Source organism: Nocardia testacea NBRC 100365, assembly GCF_000308775.1.
Taxonomy (GTDB): Bacteria; Actinomycetota; Actinomycetes; order Mycobacteriales; family Mycobacteriaceae; genus Nocardia; species Nocardia testacea.
The window spans coordinates 45,048-63,981 of the sequence record NZ_BAGJ01000043.1 but is presented as its reverse complement, the minus strand read 5'-3'; the positions used below and the strand labels follow the sequence as shown (position 1 = coordinate 63,981).

General features: G+C 66.6%; 21 protein-coding genes and 1 pseudogene. 14 read left to right on the top strand and 8 right to left on the bottom strand.

Going from position 1 to position 18,934, the window contains the following annotated elements:
- Positions 1–18: 18 nt before the first annotated feature.
- The 4 genes from ON38_RS06160 to ON38_RS06145 are packed head-to-tail and all read left to right on the top strand — an operon-like array spanning position 19 to position 3,589.
- The gene (locus tag ON38_RS06160) at positions 19–870 is read left to right on the top strand and encodes an SDR family NAD(P)-dependent oxidoreductase (protein ID WP_051164422.1); all 852 of its coding nucleotides are present in this window, start codon (positions 19–21) and stop codon (positions 868–870) included.
- 34 nt (positions 871–904) lie between these two features.
- Complete coding sequence (locus tag ON38_RS06155) at positions 905–1,102, top strand: ferredoxin (RefSeq protein WP_039823070.1); 198 nt, start codon at positions 905–907, stop codon at positions 1,100–1,102.
- 59 nt (positions 1,103–1,161) lie between these two features.
- Entirely contained in the window at positions 1,162–2,355 is a 1,194-nt protein-coding gene (locus ON38_RS06150; RefSeq protein WP_051164428.1) for a cytochrome P450, read from the top strand.
- 34 nt (positions 2,356–2,389) lie between these two features.
- A complete protein-coding gene (locus ON38_RS06145; RefSeq protein WP_039823066.1) occupies positions 2,390–3,589 on the top strand; it encodes a cytochrome P450 in 1,200 nt (399 codons plus the stop codon).
- A gap of 79 nt (positions 3,590–3,668) precedes the next feature.
- Here the strand turns inward: ON38_RS06145 and ON38_RS36995 are convergent, their stop codons facing one another.
- From ON38_RS36995 to ON38_RS06130, 3 genes are all read right to left on the bottom strand, one after another.
- Positions 3,669–4,046, bottom strand: a complete 378-nt coding sequence (locus ON38_RS36995) for a hypothetical protein (protein WP_039823064.1) — start codon at positions 4,044–4,046, stop codon at positions 3,669–3,671.
- Positions 4,043–4,510: a hypothetical protein gene (locus ON38_RS06135; RefSeq protein ID WP_085995352.1), complete on the bottom strand. Its 468-nt coding sequence runs from the start codon at positions 4,508–4,510 to the stop codon at positions 4,043–4,045. The genes ON38_RS36995 and ON38_RS06135 overlap by 4 nt, the downstream gene beginning before the upstream one ends.
- A 184-nt stretch (positions 4,511–4,694) precedes the next feature.
- Positions 4,695–5,273, bottom strand: coding sequence for a TetR/AcrR family transcriptional regulator (locus ON38_RS06130; RefSeq protein ID WP_039823063.1), 579 nt, complete (start codon positions 5,271–5,273; stop codon positions 4,695–4,697).
- Between the two features lie 88 nt (positions 5,274–5,361).
- Between ON38_RS06130 and ON38_RS06125 the strand changes: the two genes are divergently transcribed.
- On the top strand, positions 5,362–6,195 hold the full coding sequence (locus tag ON38_RS06125) for a class I SAM-dependent methyltransferase (protein ID WP_085995356.1): 834 nt from the start codon (positions 5,362–5,364) through the stop codon (positions 6,193–6,195).
- Here ON38_RS06125 and ON38_RS06120 read toward each other — a convergent pair.
- Both ON38_RS06120 and ON38_RS06115 read right to left on the bottom strand, forming a co-directional pair.
- A complete protein-coding gene (locus tag ON38_RS06120) occupies positions 6,083–7,153 on the bottom strand; it encodes a sterol desaturase family protein (RefSeq protein WP_083872311.1) in 1,071 nt (356 codons plus the stop codon). The genes ON38_RS06125 and ON38_RS06120 overlap by 113 nt on opposite strands.
- Positions 7,154–7,195: 42 nt before the next feature.
- The gene (locus tag ON38_RS06115) at positions 7,196–7,942 is read right to left on the bottom strand and encodes an AraC family transcriptional regulator (protein ID WP_051164421.1); all 747 of its coding nucleotides are present in this window, start codon (positions 7,940–7,942) and stop codon (positions 7,196–7,198) included.
- Between the two features lie 370 nt (positions 7,943–8,312).
- Between ON38_RS06115 and ON38_RS06110 the strand changes: the two are divergent.
- A pseudogene (locus ON38_RS06110) lies at positions 8,313–8,517 on the top strand (zinc-ribbon domain-containing protein).
- A 68-nt stretch (positions 8,518–8,585) separates the two neighbouring features.
- On the opposite strand, the gene ON38_RS06105 reads toward ON38_RS06110, so the two are convergent.
- Complete coding sequence (locus ON38_RS06105; protein WP_039823058.1) at positions 8,586–9,416, bottom strand: SDR family oxidoreductase; 831 nt, start codon at positions 9,414–9,416, stop codon at positions 8,586–8,588.
- Positions 9,417–9,491: 75 nt separating this feature from the next.
- Between ON38_RS06105 and ON38_RS06100 the strand changes: the two genes are divergently transcribed.
- The 4 genes from ON38_RS06100 (at position 9,492) to ON38_RS06085 (ending at position 13,828) form a co-directional block, all read left to right on the top strand.
- Positions 9,492–11,069: a methylmalonyl-CoA mutase family protein gene (locus ON38_RS06100; protein WP_039823056.1), complete on the top strand. Its 1,578-nt coding sequence runs from the start codon at positions 9,492–9,494 to the stop codon at positions 11,067–11,069.
- Positions 11,069–11,476, top strand: a complete 408-nt coding sequence (locus ON38_RS06095) for a cobalamin-dependent protein (RefSeq protein ID WP_039823054.1) — start codon at positions 11,069–11,071, stop codon at positions 11,474–11,476. Before ON38_RS06100 ends, ON38_RS06095 begins: the two co-directional genes overlap by 1 nt.
- 87 nt (positions 11,477–11,563) lie before the next feature.
- Positions 11,564–12,520, top strand: coding sequence for an LLM class F420-dependent oxidoreductase (locus tag ON38_RS06090; protein ID WP_039823052.1), 957 nt, complete (start codon positions 11,564–11,566; stop codon positions 12,518–12,520).
- Between the two features lie 249 nt (positions 12,521–12,769).
- Positions 12,770–13,828: a CaiB/BaiF CoA transferase family protein gene (locus tag ON38_RS06085; RefSeq protein WP_039823051.1), complete on the top strand. Its 1,059-nt coding sequence runs from the start codon at positions 12,770–12,772 to the stop codon at positions 13,826–13,828.
- 416 nt (positions 13,829–14,244) lie between these two features.
- On the opposite strand, the gene ON38_RS06080 is transcribed toward ON38_RS06085, so the two are convergent.
- Positions 14,245–14,784 (bottom strand): hypothetical protein, encoded by a 540-nt coding sequence (locus ON38_RS06080; protein WP_157181679.1) that lies wholly within the window; start codon positions 14,782–14,784, stop codon positions 14,245–14,247.
- A 125-nt stretch (positions 14,785–14,909) separates the two neighbouring features.
- Positions 14,910–15,038 (bottom strand): hypothetical protein, encoded by a 129-nt coding sequence (locus ON38_RS37880; protein WP_281004598.1) that lies wholly within the window; start codon positions 15,036–15,038, stop codon positions 14,910–14,912.
- A gap of 801 nt (positions 15,039–15,839) precedes the next feature.
- On the opposite strand from ON38_RS37880, the gene ON38_RS34685 reads away from it, so the two are divergent.
- Genes ON38_RS34685 through ON38_RS06060 form a run of 4 tightly spaced genes read left to right on the top strand, consistent with a single transcriptional unit; the run spans position 15,840 to position 18,868 of the window.
- Positions 15,840–16,367 (top strand): DUF3558 family protein, encoded by a 528-nt coding sequence (locus ON38_RS34685; RefSeq protein ID WP_085995351.1) that lies wholly within the window; start codon positions 15,840–15,842, stop codon positions 16,365–16,367.
- Positions 16,364–17,101, top strand: a complete 738-nt coding sequence (locus tag ON38_RS06070) for a DUF3558 domain-containing protein (protein WP_083872307.1) — start codon at positions 16,364–16,366, stop codon at positions 17,099–17,101. Before ON38_RS34685 ends, ON38_RS06070 begins: the two co-directional genes overlap by 4 nt.
- 45 nt (positions 17,102–17,146) lie before the next feature.
- Complete coding sequence (locus ON38_RS06065; protein WP_039823044.1) at positions 17,147–17,641, top strand: hypothetical protein; 495 nt, start codon at positions 17,147–17,149, stop codon at positions 17,639–17,641.
- A gap of 54 nt (positions 17,642–17,695) precedes the next feature.
- Positions 17,696–18,868 (top strand): hypothetical protein, encoded by a 1,173-nt coding sequence (locus tag ON38_RS06060; RefSeq protein WP_039823043.1) that lies wholly within the window; start codon positions 17,696–17,698, stop codon positions 18,866–18,868.
- Positions 18,869–18,934 lie beyond the last annotated feature (66 nt).

Here is an 18,934-nt window from a genome sequence, read left to right as displayed (position 1 = left end):
CGAGAGGAACGCAGCGCAATGAGCAACGAGTTGGCGGGCAAGGTCGCGGTGGTGACCGGTGCGGCGACCGGGCTGGGCAGCGCCATGGCCGAGCGGTTCGCGGTCGAGGGCGCGCATGTGGTGGTGGGTGATATCGACGCCGACCGCGGCGCCGCCGTGGCCCGGCGCTGTGGTGCGGGGGCCCTGTTCCGGACCACCGATGTCGCCGACCCCGAACAGATCGCCGCACTCGCCGACCTCGCCGTGCGACGCTTCGGCGGCCTGCACATCATGTGCAACAACGCCGGTATTTCCGGGAAGATGCATCGCAGCATCCTGGACGACGATTTCGCCGATTTCTACCGGGTGATGTCGGTCAATGTGCTCGGTGTGATGGCGGGGACCCGGCTGGCGGCGCGGCATATGTCCGAACACGGCGGCGGCTCGATCATCAACCTCTCCTCGGTGGGCGGGGTGCAGGCCGGCGGCGGGGTGCTGGCCTACCGCGCCTCCAAGGCGGCGGTCATCCATTTCACGAAATCCGCCGCGATCGAACTGGCGCAGTACGACATCCGGGTCAATTGCATCGCCCCCGGCAATATCCCCACCGATCTGCTCGCCAAGGCGTCCACCACCATGTCGCCGGAGAAGGCGGAGCGGATGACGCGGGCCATGCGGGAAATGATGAACCAGGATCGCCCCCTGGCGCGCGAGGGCACCCCCGAGGATGTCGCCGAAGCGGCCGTCTATTTCGCCGGCGACCGCTCCCGCTATCTCACCGGCACCGTGCTGACCGTCGACGGCGGTACCACCGCCGGTAAACCGCTGCGCGCCCGTAGATCCGATCCGGCGGCCAATGGAACCGCTGCCGCCCCCGCCGGAACATCGTGAGCCGGCCGGATCCTCACCACCAGGGAGAAACGTCATGAAAGTGACTGTCGAACAAGGGAAATGCATTGCCGCCGGGCATTGCGTGATGGCGGCCGACGCGGTGTTCGATCAGCGCGAGGACGACGGCATCGTCGTGCTGCTGGACGAGAACCCGCCCGCCGAACTCGCCGACGAGGTGCGCGAGGCCGCCGCCGTGTGCCCCGCCATGGCCATTCACGTCCACGAGGAGTAGCAGTGTCGAATTCATCCGGGTCGCAGACCCCGACCCACGCTTCCGATACCGGGCAGGTCCTGTCCTATCCGCTGGATCGCGCTCCCGGCTGCCCGTTCGCGCCGCCGCCGGAGGTGCTCGGACTGATCACCGAGCGCCCGCTGAGCCGGGTCCGCATCTGGGACGGCAGTACGCCGTGGCTGGTCACCGGATACGCCGAACTCAAAGCGTTGATGTCGGATCCCCGGATCAGCGTCGATGATTCCCGGCCGCACTTTCCGCACTGGAACGAAGGCATGCTGGAGCTGGTCAACCACCGGGCCAAATCGGTGTTCAACACCGACGGCGAGGAGCACAGCCGGTTCCGCCGGATGATGACCAAACCGTTCACCGTCAAACGCGTCGACGCTCTCCGCCCGGCCATCCAGCAGATCACCGACGACCATATCGACGCCATCCTCGCCGGTCCGCGACCCGCCGACCTGGTGGAGGCGCTGGCGCTACCGGTGCCCTCCCTGGTGATCAGCGAAATGCTGGGCGTGCCCTACGAGGACCACGAATTCTTCCAGCAGCACGCGACGACCGGAGTCTCCCGCTACGCCACCAAGGAGGAGTCGGCGAAGGGCCGGGTCGGCCTGGCCCGGTACCTGATCGACCTGATCAAGGCCAAGATGGAGAATCCGGCCGAGGATATGGTCACCGAGCTCGCCGAACGCGTCACCGCGGGCGAGATCTCCATGAAGGAAGCCGCCCAGATCGGGACCGGCGTCCTCATCGCCGGGCACGAGACCAGCGCGAATATGATCTCCCTGGGTACCCTCGCCCTGCTCGAGCATCCCGAGCAACTCGCACTGCTGCGCGATACCGACGATCCCAAGGTCGTCGCGAACGCCGTCGAGGAACTGCTGCGCTATCTGAGCATCATCCAGAACGGTCAGCGCCGGGTCGCCCTCGACGATATCGAGATCGGCGGGCACACGATCAAGGCCGGTGAGGGCGTGATCATCGACCTCGCCCCCGCCAACTGGGATCCGAACCAGTTCCCGGAGCCGGACAAACTCGATCTCACCCGCCCCGCCCGGCTGCACGTCGGTTTCGGTTTCGGACCGCATCAGTGCGTGGGCCAGCAGCTGGCCCGGGTGGAACTGCAGATCGTCTTCAAGACGCTGCTGCGCCGGATTCCCACCATGCGCCTGGCCATTCCGCTCGAGGACGTCGAATTCAAACACGACAAGCTCGCCTACGGCGTGTACCGCCTACCCGTGACGTGGTGACCACGCCGAACAATTTCCGGAGAGGAGACGCCCGGTGACGACCAGCGCGCCCAGCGACGTCTATTACGACCCCTACGATGTCGAGCTCAATGCCGACCCGTATCCCATGTTCAAGCGGCTCCGCGAAGAGAGGCCGCTCTACTACAACGAAACCCACGACTTCTTCGCCCTGAGCCGTTTCGCCGATGTGAATGCCGCGCTGATCGACAAGGACACCTTCAGCTCGGCACGCGGCGCGATCATCGAACTCATCAAAGCGAATATCGAGATCCCGCCGGGCGTGCTCATCTTCGAGGATCCGCCCGTGCACACCATGCACCGCAAACTGCTCTCGCGCATGTTCACCCCGCGCAAGATCTCCGCGCTGGAGGAGAAGGTGCGCGAATTCTGCCGGCGCAGCCTCGATCCGCTCGTCGGGACCGGCCGTATCGATTTCATCGCCGATCTGGGCGCGCAGATGCCGATGCGGACAATCGGCATGCTGCTCGGAATTCCCGAGGAGGATCAGGAGGCGGTCCGGGATTTCGCCAACGACCAGATGCGCACCGAAGAGGGCAAACCGATGCAGGTCTCGGCGGAGAGCCTGGCCAGCGGTGAACTCTTCGAGAAATACGTCGACTGGCGGGCCGAGCACCCCTCCGACGACATCATCTCCGAACTGCTCGGTGTCGAATTCGAGGACGAGACCGGCACCCTGCGCCACCTGACGCGCGCCGAGGTGCTCACCTATATCAATGTCGTGTCCGGGGCCGGTAACGAGACCACCACTCGGCTGATCGGCTGGGCGGGCAAGGTCCTCTCCGAACACCCCGACCAGCGCCGCGAACTCGTCGATAACCCGTCGCTCATTCCCGCCGCCATCGAGGAACTGCTGCGCTACGAACCTCCCGCGCCCCATGTGGCCCGCTATGTGACCCGGGATATCGAATTCCACGGTACGACGGTGCCCGCGGGCAGCGCCATGATGATGCTCATCGGTGCCGCCAACCGTGACCACCGGCAATTCGCCCCCGACGGCGACGTATTCGATATCCACCGGGAGGCCAGGCCGCACCTGGCCTTCAGCGTGGGCACCCATTTCTGCATGGGTTCGGCACTGGCCCGGCTGGAGGGCCGGATCGCGCTGGAGGAGATCCTGAAGCGGTTCCCGGAATGGGAGACCGACGCGACGAATGCCAAACTCTCGCCGACCTCCACGGTGCGCGGCTGGGAGAGTATGCCGGCCACGTTCTGACAGCCGGGGCGGCGTGGGGGACCATTCCGCCCCGTTCGGCGCCGGCCGACGAGCGCTTACAACGCGGGACCGGCCGCGGTCACCGGGAGCGGCGGCCGCCGCCTTTTCCGCGGTCTGTTATCCCCGGATGGCCGGTTTCGGCCTTGGTGACCCACAATGTCCGCTGCTCATCGTCGATGGCGTACCAGATCCGTGCCCCGCTGGTGACCTCGTACTGCCACTGTTCCAACTCGGTGCCGCCGATTTTCACCGCGCCCAGAGTCGTCTTCAGCCGGTGTTGACGCCCTGGATTCTGCACACTGCGTGGCTCGGAGGTGATTGCGACCCAGGCGCGATCCAATGCATCGAGCGCCTGCCGCTCGAGTTCGGACCAACCGCGAGCGGTGTCTGTGTTGTGCAGGAGTACCCGCCATGGTTTGGGGCGAGGGACCTCGTCGCCTCGCTTGTGACGGATCATCTGCGCTTGCCCGGCCGGTCGACCTCCACGAACTCGGAGGTATCGAACGGACCACTCAGCTCCGCCACCAACGCCGGGTCCGTGTAGATCTCGGCCGTGTGCTTCCACGCGATCAGATCCCTGAGGAACGGAAGGTAGTGCCCGGTATCCGCGCCGGCGAGCAGATCGTCGAGGAGTTCTCCGATCGCTTCGGGCCGGTGTTCGGCCGGTAGCCAGCGTAGCCAGGGTAGTTCTTCGGCAAGGACGTCCTCGGCCAATTGCCGGTTTGCTTTCGCTACCAGGCCGAGCGACCGGGCGGCGAGCCGGAGTGCGCCGTCCATGGCGCGATACCGCTCATCACGCATCAGGACGACGTTCTCGGCATCGCGGCGCTCCAAGAGCACGTCGGCGTCGGCGAGTAGTGGGAAAACCGAGGTCTGCTTCCGCACCAAATCGCTGAACGGCAGGCTCTTCATCGCGCTCATATGTCCGAGATTAGCACAGTGCTGAACTAGTTCAGCACTTCTTGATCAGGGTTTCGGCGGCGACCTCGATTGCGGTGGCGTGCCGGGCCACGATTCTGTCTCCCAGGTAGAACCTCGGCGGCTGTGTCACCCATGGTCCGGGGGTGGTTGGCGGTTTCAGTAGATCCGCTTCGATACTTGATTTTCAGAGGGTCGCTACGTGGCGTTCCAGCACGGTGAGAATCGTCGCGCGGTCGACGGATCCGTGTGGCGTGACCGTGTCCAGTGACAGACCCGAGACCAGCGCGGCGAGGTGCGCGGCGGCGGGAGCGGGGTCGGCGGTCCCGGTCGCGGCCACCGCGTCGGTGAGTACCTGCCGCAGATCCGCGGCCATCTGCCGGACCACCGGTGCGAACGCGGGGTCGAGCCGGGAGGCGGCGATGATCTCCAGCAGGACGACCGCTTCGCGATGGCGTTCCTCGTCCAGCGGTACCAGTTCCGCGAGCACGGCGAGCAGGTGCCGGCGGGCCGCCTCGCGGTCTCCGTTCCCGGGCGCGCGATGGCGGGTCAGCCGCTGCCCCATCCGGTCGCCGACCTCGGTCGCGACGGCCACGACCAGCGACTCGTGGTCGGCGAAGTAGTGCCGCACCGACCCCACATTCAAGTCGGCCTCCACCGCGACCTTCCGGAAGGTCGCGGCGGTGATACCGCCGCGCACGATCAGGCGCAGCGCGGCGTCGACGATATGGCGGCGGCGCGCCTCGGCATCTACTCGGACCGGCACCGGCCCAGTCTAGAAAATCGGTTCAGGTTTCTATCGCAGGTGTGATAGAAACGGTCGCTCCTGCTACCGACCCCTGGAAGGGCCGATGATGGACGAGGCCGCGGCGATTGCCGCCAACCGGGCGAACTGGGACGATCGCGCCGAGGTCCACCGGCGTTCGCGGATGTACGACGTGGATGCCTTCGTGGCCGACACCGGGCGAATCTCCCCGGTGGTGCGCAACGATCTGGCGGTGCTGGCCGCGCATCTCCCGGAATCCGGGGTACGGGATCGGTCCCTGTTGCATCTGCAGTGTCATATCGGCATCGACACACTCTCCTGGTCCCGCCTGGGCGCGCGCGATGTGCACGGGCTCGACTTCTCGCCCAACTCGCTGAGCCACGCCGCGCGGATCGCGCGGGCCGCCGGCCGGGAGATCACCTTCGTGGAAGGCGACGCGCGGTTCGCCTCGGCCGTGCTGGACCGCCGGTTCGACCTCGTCGTCACCAGTGCCGGAACCATCGTGTGGCTACCCGAACTGGACGACTGGGCGCAGTCGATCCACGACCTACTCGAACCCGGCGGAGTGTTCCTGATCCGCGACGACCATCCGATCCTCGGGTCCATGGAATTCGAACCCTGGGAGGTCACCGACGATTACCTGGGCGGCGGTGGCCACCGTACCTACATCGAATCGGGCAGCTATACCGAGGATTCGGCCGGGCAGATCGCGCACGACGCCGTATCCGAGTGGCGGCACGGATTGGGCGAGGTGGTGGGGGCGCTGCTGCGGGCGGGGCTGCGGATCACCGCGGTCGAGGAACTGCCGATCATGGATTGGCCCGCCTTTCCCGACCTCGTGCCGTGCCCGCAGGGGTGGACGTTGCCGCCCGGGGCCCCGCGGATCCCGCTGAACTTCGCCGTCGTGGCGAGGCGGGCGTGATATCTCCGATCTCAGCTGATCGGCGGTCAGGCGAGGGTGCCCCGGACGGTTGCCGTCGTCTCCGGGTCGTCTCGGGCGTAGCGGCGGCGGTGGACTCACAGCCCCCGCGCCGGGTGAACGGTTCGGTGAATTGGGCGAGATAGCCGACGGGGTAGTCCGGCTTTGCGGCCATGCCCAGATCGGAACTGCCGAATCTGCGTTCGGGATCGTAACGATAGGTGCCCAGCAGGTGGTCCCAGGTCAGGGTGAACAGCCCGAAGTTGACATCGCCGATCCCCGCCCACTTCAGGTGGTGGAAGCGGTGGCCCGCATTGAGCGCGAGTACGTGGGTCAACGGGCCGACACTGTAGTCCGCGTTGGAGTGTTGCAGAAGGAGTTGCACCGCCACGGCCAGCGACAGTGCCGCCGCGACCGGCACCGGGATTCCGGCCAGCAACAGCGGAGTGACGCCGGCAGCCGTTTCGATCGTCTGGTGCAGGGGGTGTTTCATCAGGCCGTTGAGGCCGTAGAAGCGGGTGACGCTGTGGTGTACGGCGTGGAACCGCCACAGCAGCCCGACCTTGTGGCTGGCGTAGTGGGTGAGGGTGATTCCCAGGTCGGCGATCAGGATCGCGATCAGCACCTGGACGACGAACGGCCAGTGCGTGGGCCAGAATCCGTTGCCGGGGACGAGTGCGGCCAGTGCGGGGACGGCGAGAACACCGGCCAGGACCAAGGTTTCGTTGACGAATGTATGGACGGTGTCGCGCCGGGTGTCGCCGCGGGCGGAGTTCCACGTGTTCTCGTACGGCAGCAGACGTTCGGCAGCGAAGGAGAGGGCGATGGCGACGATCAGCAGGGCGAGCAGCCAGGCCTTGGGCGCGCCGCCGGCGGCCAGAGCGATCCCGGTGCCGTTCACACCGAGCAGCATCACCGGTACGTAGCCATAGCGGACAAAGGTTCGGACAGGGAGGAACATGTTCTCAGCGTCGTCCGATCGCGGACCGTGAGCTTGTAGAAATCAGCTGAGCCGCGAGCGGCCCGGTGGGCGCCAGCCGCCCGCGGCCAGTGCTTCGGTGGGTGTGATACCGAATAGATCCCGGCAGGTCTTCGTCAGATGCGCGCTGTCGGTGAAGCCGGCCGCGTGGGCCGCCTCCGTGAGTGTCCCGCCCGTGCGGACCGTGCGGGACGCCAGCTGTAGTCGAGTCCAGCGCCGCCACGCCGCGTACGGCAGCCCGATGTGCTGGGTGAACAGATGCGACAGCCGGCTCGGTGAAATGGCGACGGCCGCGGCCAGTTCTCCCAGCGTCGGTGGGGGACCGGCCGCGGCGGCCACCCGCAAGGCCTCGGTCACCAGGGGGTGCGGGGACGGGCTCGAGGAACGCGGTGCGGGGTCCGCCGACGGAGCCGTGGCAGTCGTGCGCGGCACGGCGGCGGTTATCCAGCTGGTGACGGCCTCGAAGGGCAGGCCGTGCAGCCGGGCGAGAGCGGCGCGCCCGGCGATACCGGCGGAGTCGAGATAGGCGATGAACCCGGTGGCGGAGTCGGAGGCGCGCACTTCATGGCGTACGCCGGGTGGGATGATGGCCGATCCGGCGACGGCGGTACACCCCGTCGCGTCGGTGAGCCGGACTTCGCCGCCGGTCACGAGCAGAACCTGGACGGCGGCATGGGAATGGGCCGCGGTATCGCCGATCTCGCCCGTGAAGGCCATCAGCCCGGGGGTGAACACCACGCCACCGAGCCAGCGCGGGCCGGGCTCGGTCACCCCGGTGCGCCCGGGTGCGGCGGATGCGCCGAGTCGGACGTCGCGGCATCGGTCACCGGACCCGTACTCGATAACCGGACCATCGGCTCAGTGTAGGTATTCTCGCGGCCCCGAGGCGCCTCCTCTCCCAAAGAAGGGCCGGCAGGAGCCCGACCTCTACTGCTTGGGGGCGCCACACCGGCGGCCGGACTCTCCCCACCTCCACTGTCCGCGGGGGCGCATTACCGCCCGCACGTCCTGCCGGCCCGTGACGGGCCTCGGCCCCGGTGCACACGCACTTCCCGGACCGGTCCGATAAGACAAGGGGCGGTGGGGCGGCACACACGCTGTAACCGGCGGTATTCATCGACCGGCCCTCTACGCTGAGCTGATGTTCTTCATCTTCGGTTTTCGGCACCAAACGGCGGAACCTCGGCCTCGGCGGCACCCGGACGTGCCCGCGCTGTCACAACACGACGCAGTGGCTGCGGGTGCAGGAGTTCAAGCAGTTCACGGTGTTCTTCGTGCCGGTCGCGCGCTGGAAGCGCCGCTCACTCGAGGTGTGTGGGATCTGCGGCACCGCGGTCGAAGCCTGAGCGCCGGCGCCGTTCGCCGGTACGAATGCCGTACGGACGCGCCCCGACCGGCTCACGCCCGTTCCGGCTCAGTCGAGGAACATATCCGGGATCGGGTTCGTGCCGCCGCCGTATTCCGCGAGGTCGATCCGGCCCGATTCGATGAGGGCGGCCGCGTCGATATAACAATTGCCGGTGTTGTATCGAGCTTCTCGCGAGAGGACCTCGGCAGCGGCATCGCCCATTATCCGCGGATCGCGGGATCGTTCCAGCAGATTCATGCCGTCGGGCAGGTTCGCCACCGCCGAGGTCGCGATATAGGTCTGCGGCCACAGGCAGTTCGCGGCGATGCCGGTGTCGGCGTACTCGGCGGCCCAGCCGAGGGTCAGCAGGGTCATACCATATTTCGAGAGCGTGTAGGAGGGGTGCGCGCCCAGCCAGCGGGGGCTGATGTTCAGGGGCGGGGCGACGGTGAGGATATGCGGGTTGGGGGCCTGTCTCAGGTGGGGTAGGCAGGCGCGGGTGAGCAGGAAGGTGCCGCGCAGGTTGATCTGCTGCATCAGGTCGAACTTCTTGGCCGCGAGCTGCTCGGTGGGTTCGGTGGCGATGGCGCTGGCATTGTTCACGCAGTAGTCGATCCGGCCGAACCGTTCCAGCGCGGTCTCGACGACCCGCGCGACGTCCTCCTCGACCCGTACATCACCGACCACCGCGGCCGCTTTCCCGCCGGCCGCCTCGATCTCGGCGACCGCCGTGTGCACGGTGCCCGGCAGCCTCGGATGCGGTTCGGCTGTTTTCGCCAACAGGACCACGTTCGCGCCGCGCCGGGCCGCCGCGAGGGCGACGGCGAGGCCGATACCGCGGCTGGCGCCGGAGATCACCAGGGTCCGGTCGGTGAAGATCTGCTGTTCGGTCGGCATGTCACTCCTGGTCGATTACGCGTTCGCGCGAAGCGGTATTGGCATTCTCATTTTCTGCAAGTATCGTATTCAACGATGAACGACGCAGTCCATACCTCCTCGGGTATCCCGCTCGACCCGGTCTACGGACCGGACGACCGGCGTACCGAACCACCCGCGCCCGGCGCGTTCCCGTTCACCCGGGGCAACTACGCCACCGGATACCGGGGACGGCTGTGGACCTTCCGGCAGTACTCGGGATTCGGCACCGCCGAAGAGTCCAACCGGCGCTATCGCTATCTGCTGGACCAGGGCGGCACCGGCCTGTCGGTCGCCCTCGACCTGCCCACGCAATGCGGTTACGACTCCGACGATCCCGAAGTGGGGGAGGAGGTCGGCCGGGTCGGTGTCGCGGTCGATACCCTCGCCGACGCCGAGATCCTGTTCGACGGCATCCCCCTGGACAAGATCAGCACCAGCTTCACCATCAACGGCACAGCCGCGATCCTGCTCGCTTTCTACGTCGCCGCCGCGGAGAAGAAGGGCGTGCCGCGGGAGAAGCTCACCGGCACCATCCAGAACGACATCCTGAAGGAATACGCCTCACGCGGCACCTGGATCTGGCCCCCGCAACCCTCCCTGCGGCTCATCGCCGACACCATCGAGTTCTGCGCCGCCGAGGTCCCGCGTTTCAATGCCATCTCGGTGGCCGGCGCGCATTTCCGCGATGCCGGCGCGACCGCGGTCCAGGAGATGGCGTTCACTCTCGCCGACGGCGTCACCTACTGCGATACCGTCGTCGAACGCGGCCGGATGAGTATCGAGAAGTTCGCCCCGCAGATCTCGTTCTTCTTCTACACCCACGGCGATTTCTTCGAGGAGATCGCAAAATACCGGGCCGGGCGCCGCCGCTGGGCGACCATAGTCCGCGAACGCTACGGTGCGACAACGGATAAAGCCTCGATGTTCCGCTTCGGCTGTGTAGCCGGCGGCGCCTCCCTCTACGCCCCGCAGGCGCAGAACAATCTGGTCCGCGTCGCCTACGAGGCGATGGCGGCCGTGCTCGGCGGCGTGCAATCCATGTTCACCGCCGCCTGGGACGAACCGTTCGCCCTGCCCAGCGAGGAATCGGCGACCATGGCGCTGCGCACCCAGCAGATCCTCGCCTACGAAACCGGCGTAACCCGGGTGGCAGATCCGCTGGGCGGGTCCTATTTCGTGGAAGCGCTCACCGACAAGACCGAGGCGGCCATCCAGGAGATCATGACCGACCTGGAGACCCGGGGCGGTATGGTCCGGGCCATCGAGGACGGCTACCTCCAGGGTCTGATCGCCGACGAAGCCTACAAACTGCACCAGGACATCGAATCCGGCGCGAAACCGGTGGTCGGGGTGAACAAATTCGTCTCCGACGAACCGGCCCCCGAGATCTCCACCTACGAACTGGATTCCGAGGGCCGCGAGACCCAGCTGAAACGGCTGGCCCGGGTGAAGGCCGAACGCGACACCGCCGCCGTCCGCGAGACCTTGGCCGCGCTCTCGCGAGGCGCCGAAGGAGACGACAACCTCATGCACCGGCTGATCGACTGCGCCAACGCCTACTGCACCGTCGGCGAGATGACCGCCGCCCTCAAATCCGTCTGGGGCGAATTCCAGCAGCCGGTGGTGTTCTGATGGCCGCGCGCGTACTGGTCGCCAAACCCGGTCTCGACGGCCACGATCGCGGTGCCAAGATCGTCGCCCGCACCCTGCGCGACGCCGGCTTCGAGGTCGTCTACACCGGGATCCGGCAGCGGATCGAGGACATCGTCTCCATCGCCGTCCAGGAGGACGTGGCAGTGGTGGGCCTGAGCATTCTGTCCGGCGCGCACGTCGCCCTGACCCAGCGTGTGGTCGACGCATTGCGCGCCGCCGACGCCGCCGATATCGCGGTCGTGGTCGGCGGCACCATCCCGCAGGGCGATATCGAGAAATTACGGACCGTCGGCGCGGCCGCGGTCTTCCCGACCGGCACTCCGCTGGACGTACTGGTCACCGAGATGCGGGCGCTCACCGGAACCCCGGCGCCGCCCTCACCCTGACCCCCGGACGCCGCGTCGTCCGGGCCCCGGAGCCGCCGCCGTGACGGTGGGCGGCGGCTCCACCCGAATCATGAGAGTGGAGGAATCGTGCGGATCGGCGTGATGATCGGACCTGAGCGCGGCGACACCGCGCGCAAGGCCGCCCGGATGATCGACGACATCGAATGGGCCGAGGCGGCCGGTATGGACACCGCCTGGATTCCCCAGATCCCCACCGACTTCGACGCGCTGGTCACCGTGGCCCTGCTCGGCGCGGTGACCGAACGGATCGAGCTCGGTACCGCGGTGGTCCCGCTCCAGGCGCAGCACCCCATCGCCCTGGCCCGCCAAGCGTTGTCCGCGCACGCGGTCGCCGGCGGCCGGCTCGCCCTCGGAGTGGGTCCGTCACACCACTGGATCGTGCAGGACATGCTCGGCCTGCCGTACGAGAAACCGGCCGCCTACACCCGCGACTACCTCGAGGTCCTGAACCCCGCCCTGAACGGCCCCGGCACCATCGAGGTGTCCAACGGCAGCTTCACCGTGCACAACCCACTCGACCTCGGCCCGGTGGCACCCCTGCCCGTCCTGGTCGCGGCGCTGGGTCCGGTCATGCTGCGTATCGCCGGCGAGCACACCGACGGCACCATCCTGTGGATGGCCGACGAACGCGCCATCGCCGACCATATCGCCCCCCGCATCACCAAAGCCGCCGCCGACGCCGGTCGCGGCGCCCCGAGAATCATCGCCGGACTGCCCATCTGCCTGTGCGCGTCCGGCGAGATCGCCACCGCCCGTGAACGCGCCAACCGCATCCTGGGCGAAGCCGAGGTCTCCCCGAACTACCAACGCCTGCTGGAACAGGGCGACGCCCGCGATATCGGCGATATCTGCCTCGCCGGAGACGAGGACGCCATCGCCGCCGGCCTGCGCCGCTACGCCGAGGCCGGCGCCACCGATCTGTCCGTCCGCCTGCTGCCCATCGGTGACACCCGCGACGAACTGATCGCCTCCAAACGACGCACCCGGGAGATGATCGCGCAGATCGCGAAGGACCTCCGATGATGCGATACCCCCGCCGGCCTCCGCGGATCGTATGGGCTCGCTCCGAGGATGGAATACCTTCGCTTCCACACCGGCCTCCGCAGAGCGCATCAACCCGCTCCGGGAGACCTTCCATGATGCGATACCGCCGCCTTCGTAGCGGCCTCCGCAGGCCGTATGAGCCCACGCCGAGGGAGCTCCGATGATCGGATATTTTCGCCTTCGTTCCGGTCTTCGCGGGCCGTGTGAATCCGCCACGGAGGCAAAGCGATGAACGCCGGCCCGCTGGCCGGTATCCGGGTGCTCGAGGTGGGCACCATGCTGGCCGGCCCCTACGCCACCATGATGCTGGCCGACTTGGGCGCCGATGTGGTGAAACTCGAACCACCGGGCGGCGATATCTCGCGCAAGGTCGGGGATTCCTATTTCGCGAGCCTCAACCGCGGTAAACGCAGTATCTGCCTGGATCTGACCGCCGAGTCCGGGCAGCGCCGGCTCGGGGAACTGGCCGCGGACGCCCATGCGCTGCTGGTGAACCTGAAACCCTCGGCCATTCGAAAGCTCGGCCTCACCTACGAAGCACTGCGGAAGTACAACGACAGAATCGTCTGCGTCGCGCTTACCGGCTTCGGCCTCGACAACGGCGACGACCCTGCCTTCGACTACGTCGTGCAGGCGGCCACCGGTGTCGCTGCGCTCACCGGCGATCCCGCCGGACCGCCCACGCTGCCCGGCTATTCCTCCGCCGACAATTCCACCGGCCTGACCGCCGCACTGGGTTTGCTCGCCCAGATCGTCTCGGGTCGGGGTGGGCAGATAGATGTCTCCTTGCGTGATGTGATGCTGTCCCAGCTGAACTATCACGCGGCCGCCTACCTGGACAACGGTGTGGAACCCCAGCGTCGCCCGTTCGGGGCCCACTCGTATTACGTCCCGGCCCAGCTTTTCCCGACCGCCCAGGGGTATCTCGCGCTGTTCATCACCCACGACGGGTTCTGGAAACTCTTCGCGGATGAGGCCGGGCTGGCCGGATTCGAGACCATGGCCGAACGGGTGAGCAGCCGCGAATCCGTTCTCGGCATGGTGACCGCCGTACTGGCCACCGACACCGCGGCGTCCTGGGAGGCGCGGCTGCGGCCGCTCGGTGTCCCGGCCGCGGCGGTGCGCACGCTGCCGGAAGCGCTGGAGGCGACCCCGGACATGGTCGTGCGGGCCGGGGGACACCGGCTCGTCGGATCGTCGATACATGTGGCGGGGTGGACCCCGGACTATCGGCCACCACCTCGACTCGGTGAGCACAACGCCGCCGGCGACAGCACGGCCGCGTAGCCGGACTCCGCCGGGCGCGAATTACTGCCTGAGCCTGCTACCGACCAGCGCGCTATCGGAGGCCCGCCACCGGCCGCCCGACTGACCAACCTCCCTGGACACCACAAATAGTCGTCGTAGAGGTCGTCGTTCACGAGCGGTGCGAGTTCTTCGACGGTGAGCTTTTGGGGCGCGAAGCCTGGCCATTGTGATCGGAGTCTCGAGCCCCTACCTGCAGCGGGATTCCAAGAACCCCACCGGCCCGGCTCTGGCTTTCTGTCCGCGGTAGTGGACACCTTCACTGATGGTCTGCGCGCGGGCGGACTCGGCTCAGCGGATCGGGGGCACATATCCATACGAACCGACCGCACTTTCGCCGCCCGGTGGAGGCGGTCGGTTCCACATCATGGCGGCCGGTTCGTCCGAAGGGACTGATTTCAATTCGAGGTGAGCACCGCACCGAGGTCCGCCGCCAGCGCCTCCGCGATGGCACGAGCGCCGGGCTCCAACTCGGCGCGCCCCGCCCGAGGTCCGCTGACGCCTTCCCGTTCCGACATATTCGAGCCGAAGACAGCCGCGCTGACGAAGACGTTGCTCTTCCGAAAGGCACTCGACGCGGTGTCGTCCGGAGCGCCCCAGGATTCGAAGGATTCATCCCCGAGACCGGTTGTCTCACTGCCTTTCGTGGCATCGAGTGCCCGATCGAAATGCCGTTCCGTGGCCTCGACCGCATCATCGCCCAACCTCAGTGAGAACGACAGGGTGATGGTGCGCTGAAGAGGCTCTCCGGCCGACCAGGGCTCGATCTTCTGATACTGCGCGGTACATACCTTGACGGGTCCTTCCGGGCCGGAGAGTCCCGCGCTCTCATCTTCGAACTCGACCGTGTCGCTGAACAGCGCGCCCGTATAGGAGCGGATAGCGTCCATTGCCGGACCTGCCACCTGAGTGCAGGAATCTGTCAGTCCACCGAACATCGGCCCTGCTCCGGTGTCTCCGGCGTCCTGGGGTCCGCAGGCCGTCACGGTCCCGAGAATCATCAGTGCACTCACCGTGGTCGATCGCAGCCATCCGGAACGGCTCTGCCTCGGCCGCCAGCGATTCATCCCTCGACTCCGTCCTGCTTCCAGCCGTCGTCCTGATTGTCGTACTCGTACGACTCAGTGGTTGGCCAGGTGCTCTTGCCCTCGGCGTTCACCATCAATCCTGCCGGGTTGGTAAGGCAAGCCACACCGCCAGTGCAGCCGGTGCACAACCCATCAGGTACGGCGCGATGGATGCACCCAGGACCAGCGGTTGCGCAGATGAGCGGTTGAAGTGCGACGCGACCCCGGCGAGTGCACGGATACCGGTGCGAATCGACTTAGACATCACGGATGACAGACAAACACACTTGTCCGCAGGGTCGACAGTTCCGAGTTGGGATACCACCAGGGCATGGACTTCGCTCCGGCAGTTCACCGACGGAGATCAAGGCCTTCGCTGCGAACGATGACGCACTCGACTCCGAGCGGAAAAGGCGGTGCTACTTGGGTGTGGATTCATCGGCGCTGGTCATGGCGCGAGCGGCGCATACCGCCCACCGCTCCCATGGCGGCGTACACAACGGCCCGGCCCCGCGATGGGAAATCGTCGACGACAGCGTTGCGTCGGAGCGCCTCATCGAACAATCCGACAAAGGGAACCGATCCGCTTCGGGCGGCGTCTGATCTACTGGATCGCTGATCGACCGGTGCGAGGAGTGGTATGAAGAGCCGGCACCGGGCCGTCTGTGGCCCCCGGTGTGTTGGGGTCGGGCCCGGTTTGCGCAGTTTTCTCATTGTCTTCGCCCGATCGGGGGTGATCTGCCCGCCGGCCAAGGTCGCTGGCCGGATGGGTGTCCCCGAAGTCCTATCTATGGAGTTGGGGTGCAGGTGCTTTCGCGCCGGAAGCCCCGGCGACCCCGCGGGCCGCACGCCGGGATGACAACGTCGTGGGGCCGAGCGATTGGCCCGACGATTTCGACGAATACCGGGAACAGCGGACGGCTGCAATGAGAAGAACACTGATGATGGCACTACTCTCTGGAGTCGTCGCGGCGACGATCACTTCCTGTGGTGGCGCCGAGGATACGGCTGAAACGCCCGTCGCCCATCCCTGTGATATCCCCGCCGCAGCTCTGACCGAAGCGGGAATCGTCCCGCAACCGTTGATGACGGAGCCCTTCGGAACGGAATTCTCCGGCTGGGAAGGCTGTATCTGGAAGTCGACCGCCGGGTGGTATGACGCGGCAGTGTACTTCGGCCCGACTTCGCTGGACGAGTTCCAGCAGGACCGGCGCTACCAGGATTACCAGGTGGCCGGGCCCGCCACTGTCGGCGACCGGACGGCACTCGAATTCGGCGACACACTCGACCCGGAGCGCAAAGAGCGCTGTTACTTCGGTGTGGAACTCCAGCAGGGAATGGCACTCGTCTGGTCGCGTCTGCCGGTCGGGCCGGGTGGAGGAGCGGCGAGCGGCGATATCTGTGCGGAAGGGGAGCGGGTCGCCGGAGCGTTGAGCCCCTACCTGCCCGAATGACGGTGTTCAGCCGCGCACGCCGCGCTCACCGACGGATCGTTCGGGCTGGGCGCGGCGCCCGTCGCAGGTTGAGTGGGGGTTACGGGGTGGGTAGGGTCGGCGTGGATGCGGGGGGCCGGCCGGTTCCCGGCTCGCTATGGAATGCCGGTGTCGGGAGGTTCGTGATGGCCGCTTTTCGGTCGGTTCGGGGGATTCTGTGCGGGGTGGGGATTGTGCTGGTGGTTGCGGGATGTGGTTCCGGGAGCGGAGGGACAGCATCTCCGGTGACCACGACGACCGGGTTGCCCATTGCGGCGGAGGCGCCGTCGTCGTTCGATCCGTGTACCGATATCCCGCAAGATGTGCTTGATTCGGAGAGCCTGCGGCGAGGGATCACGGATGCAAATGTCGACGGGTCGCGAGGGATCAAGTGGCGAGGATGCCGATATGTGGCGCCGGACAGCTACGCGGTGGGGATCACCACCACGAATCTGACGTTGCCTGTGGTGCGCGACAACGACCAGTTCGTGGTGCGCCAGGAGTACACGATCGACGGCCGGGCGGCGATGGCGGTGGATGCGGCCGGCGATACCGATGTGCGGGCGTCCTGTTTGTTCTATGTGGAGATGGCGGGGGGCAGCCTCGAACTCTCGATGGACAATCCGTCATCGAACGATAAGACCGGCCATCTGGATACATGCGAACTCGGGCTGGGACTGGCCGAAAAGCTGGCTCCCTTGATCCCGGATTCGTAGCGGCGGGGGAGTCGTTGGTTGTGATCAGCGCGAGGAAGGTCGGGAATGAGTGAGGAAGCGGCGTCGCGTCCCCTGGAGGATCTGCTGACCGAGGCGCGAGAGGGACGTTTGTCGGTGAATCTCGGGGAAGGTTTGCCGGATGCGGTTCGGGTGAATGCCGAAGAGTTCGTGTACATGGAGCGTGACTGTGAGGGATTCAAACTTTTGATCCGAGAACTGCAGAGCATCGCCCGCGACATTTTCAAGCGTGATCGATGGGATATAGGAGAGACGAGCCAGGGCCTTTCTTCGGCAGTGGTTCTCGTCGATCGTTTCCGTACCAAGGCGCAGAATGCGGAAGACGGAAATGATGTTCACGCGATTCTCGAGCAGCATTATCGGATCGTCGAGGATATTCAGGAGTTGCACCGGGTGATCGCGCAGCGGTACATGGATACCGATGAGTCGTTTGCCGGTCGGTACAACGAGCTGATGGCAGGAGCGCCGCCGATCACCCCGCTGGCGATGCCTCCTACGTTCCCTGTGACCCAGGGCCGATAGGAGAACCGTGATACGGCCGCGAGGTGTGTCAGTCCGTTCGAAACAGGGGGAAAGGTGACCTTTCAGAACGAGAATCCGAGAATCGGTGATCCAGAGCAGCCCAATGGGTTCACCCACACCCAGATCAACGAGGCATTCAAACCGTTGAGTCCGGGCGACCACGGTATGACGGCATCCGAGCAGTATGGGCAGATCGCTGCTCAGTGGGAGAGCGGGGTCCAGGTGTTCGCCGCGCGTATCCGCCGGTCCAGCGCGGCGGCCTGGGAGGGACCGGCGGCGGAACAGTCGCGGCAGGCGATCGGCAATTACGCGACCCGGGCCGAAGACCTGGTCCCCGCGCTGAACGCGCTGGCTGTTCAGGTCTACGACTCGGTGGTGTCGATCATGCGCACCCAGAACAACTTGCCCGACGTTCCGGCGGAGAAGTCGCCGTGGAATCCGAGCGGTTGGTCGTGGCTTCCGTTCTACGAGGACACCGATCGCAGCGACGCCGAGGAAACTGCTCGGCAGGTGATGGGGGACAACTATGTCACCGGCTTCGTCGCGGCCGACACGAAGATTCCGGTCCTGCCTGTCCCGGTGAATCCGACGCAGCCCCTGCACACCGATCTGCCCACCGGTACCGGCGACCAGCCCAGCTTAGGCGGTACATCCACCGACCAGGGCAGTAACCCCAACGGCACGGATATCGGAGGACCGCAGGAGGAGAGCCCCACAGGAGAAGAACCCGGTACGGAACAACCGGCCGACGATCCGGGAACCGGACAGCCGGAAGATCCGGACACCGAGCAGCCGGGGACGACGCCCACTGGAACGACCCCGTCCACCACCGAGAATCCGATATCCACCTCGCCCAGCACCACCACTGTGCCGAGCGCCACCTCGACCACTCCCGGACCGGGCACTCCGGGTTCTCCGAGCGGCAGTCCGGTGACCACCGGCGACCCCGGCCGCAGTGTGCCCGGCACACCAAATGCCACCGGTACTCCCGCGGCAGCAGCTACCGGCGCGACCAATTCCGGCGCGGCGCGCAGCGGTATGCCCGGAATGATGTCGCCGGGGGCAGGTCGCGGACAGCAGGGGGCGGACGATGAGAAGCACGAAATACCGGACTATCTGATCAACGCCGAGAACACCGACGAACTGCTCGGTGAATTGCCGCCGACGATTCCCGGCGGGGTGCTGGGCGCCGACGTACCGGCCGCGCGGCCATCGGAACGCGACTGATCGATCGTCTACCTGCCCGCGGGCACACACCGGCGGCGCCGAGTCACCGGCGACCGTCACATACTC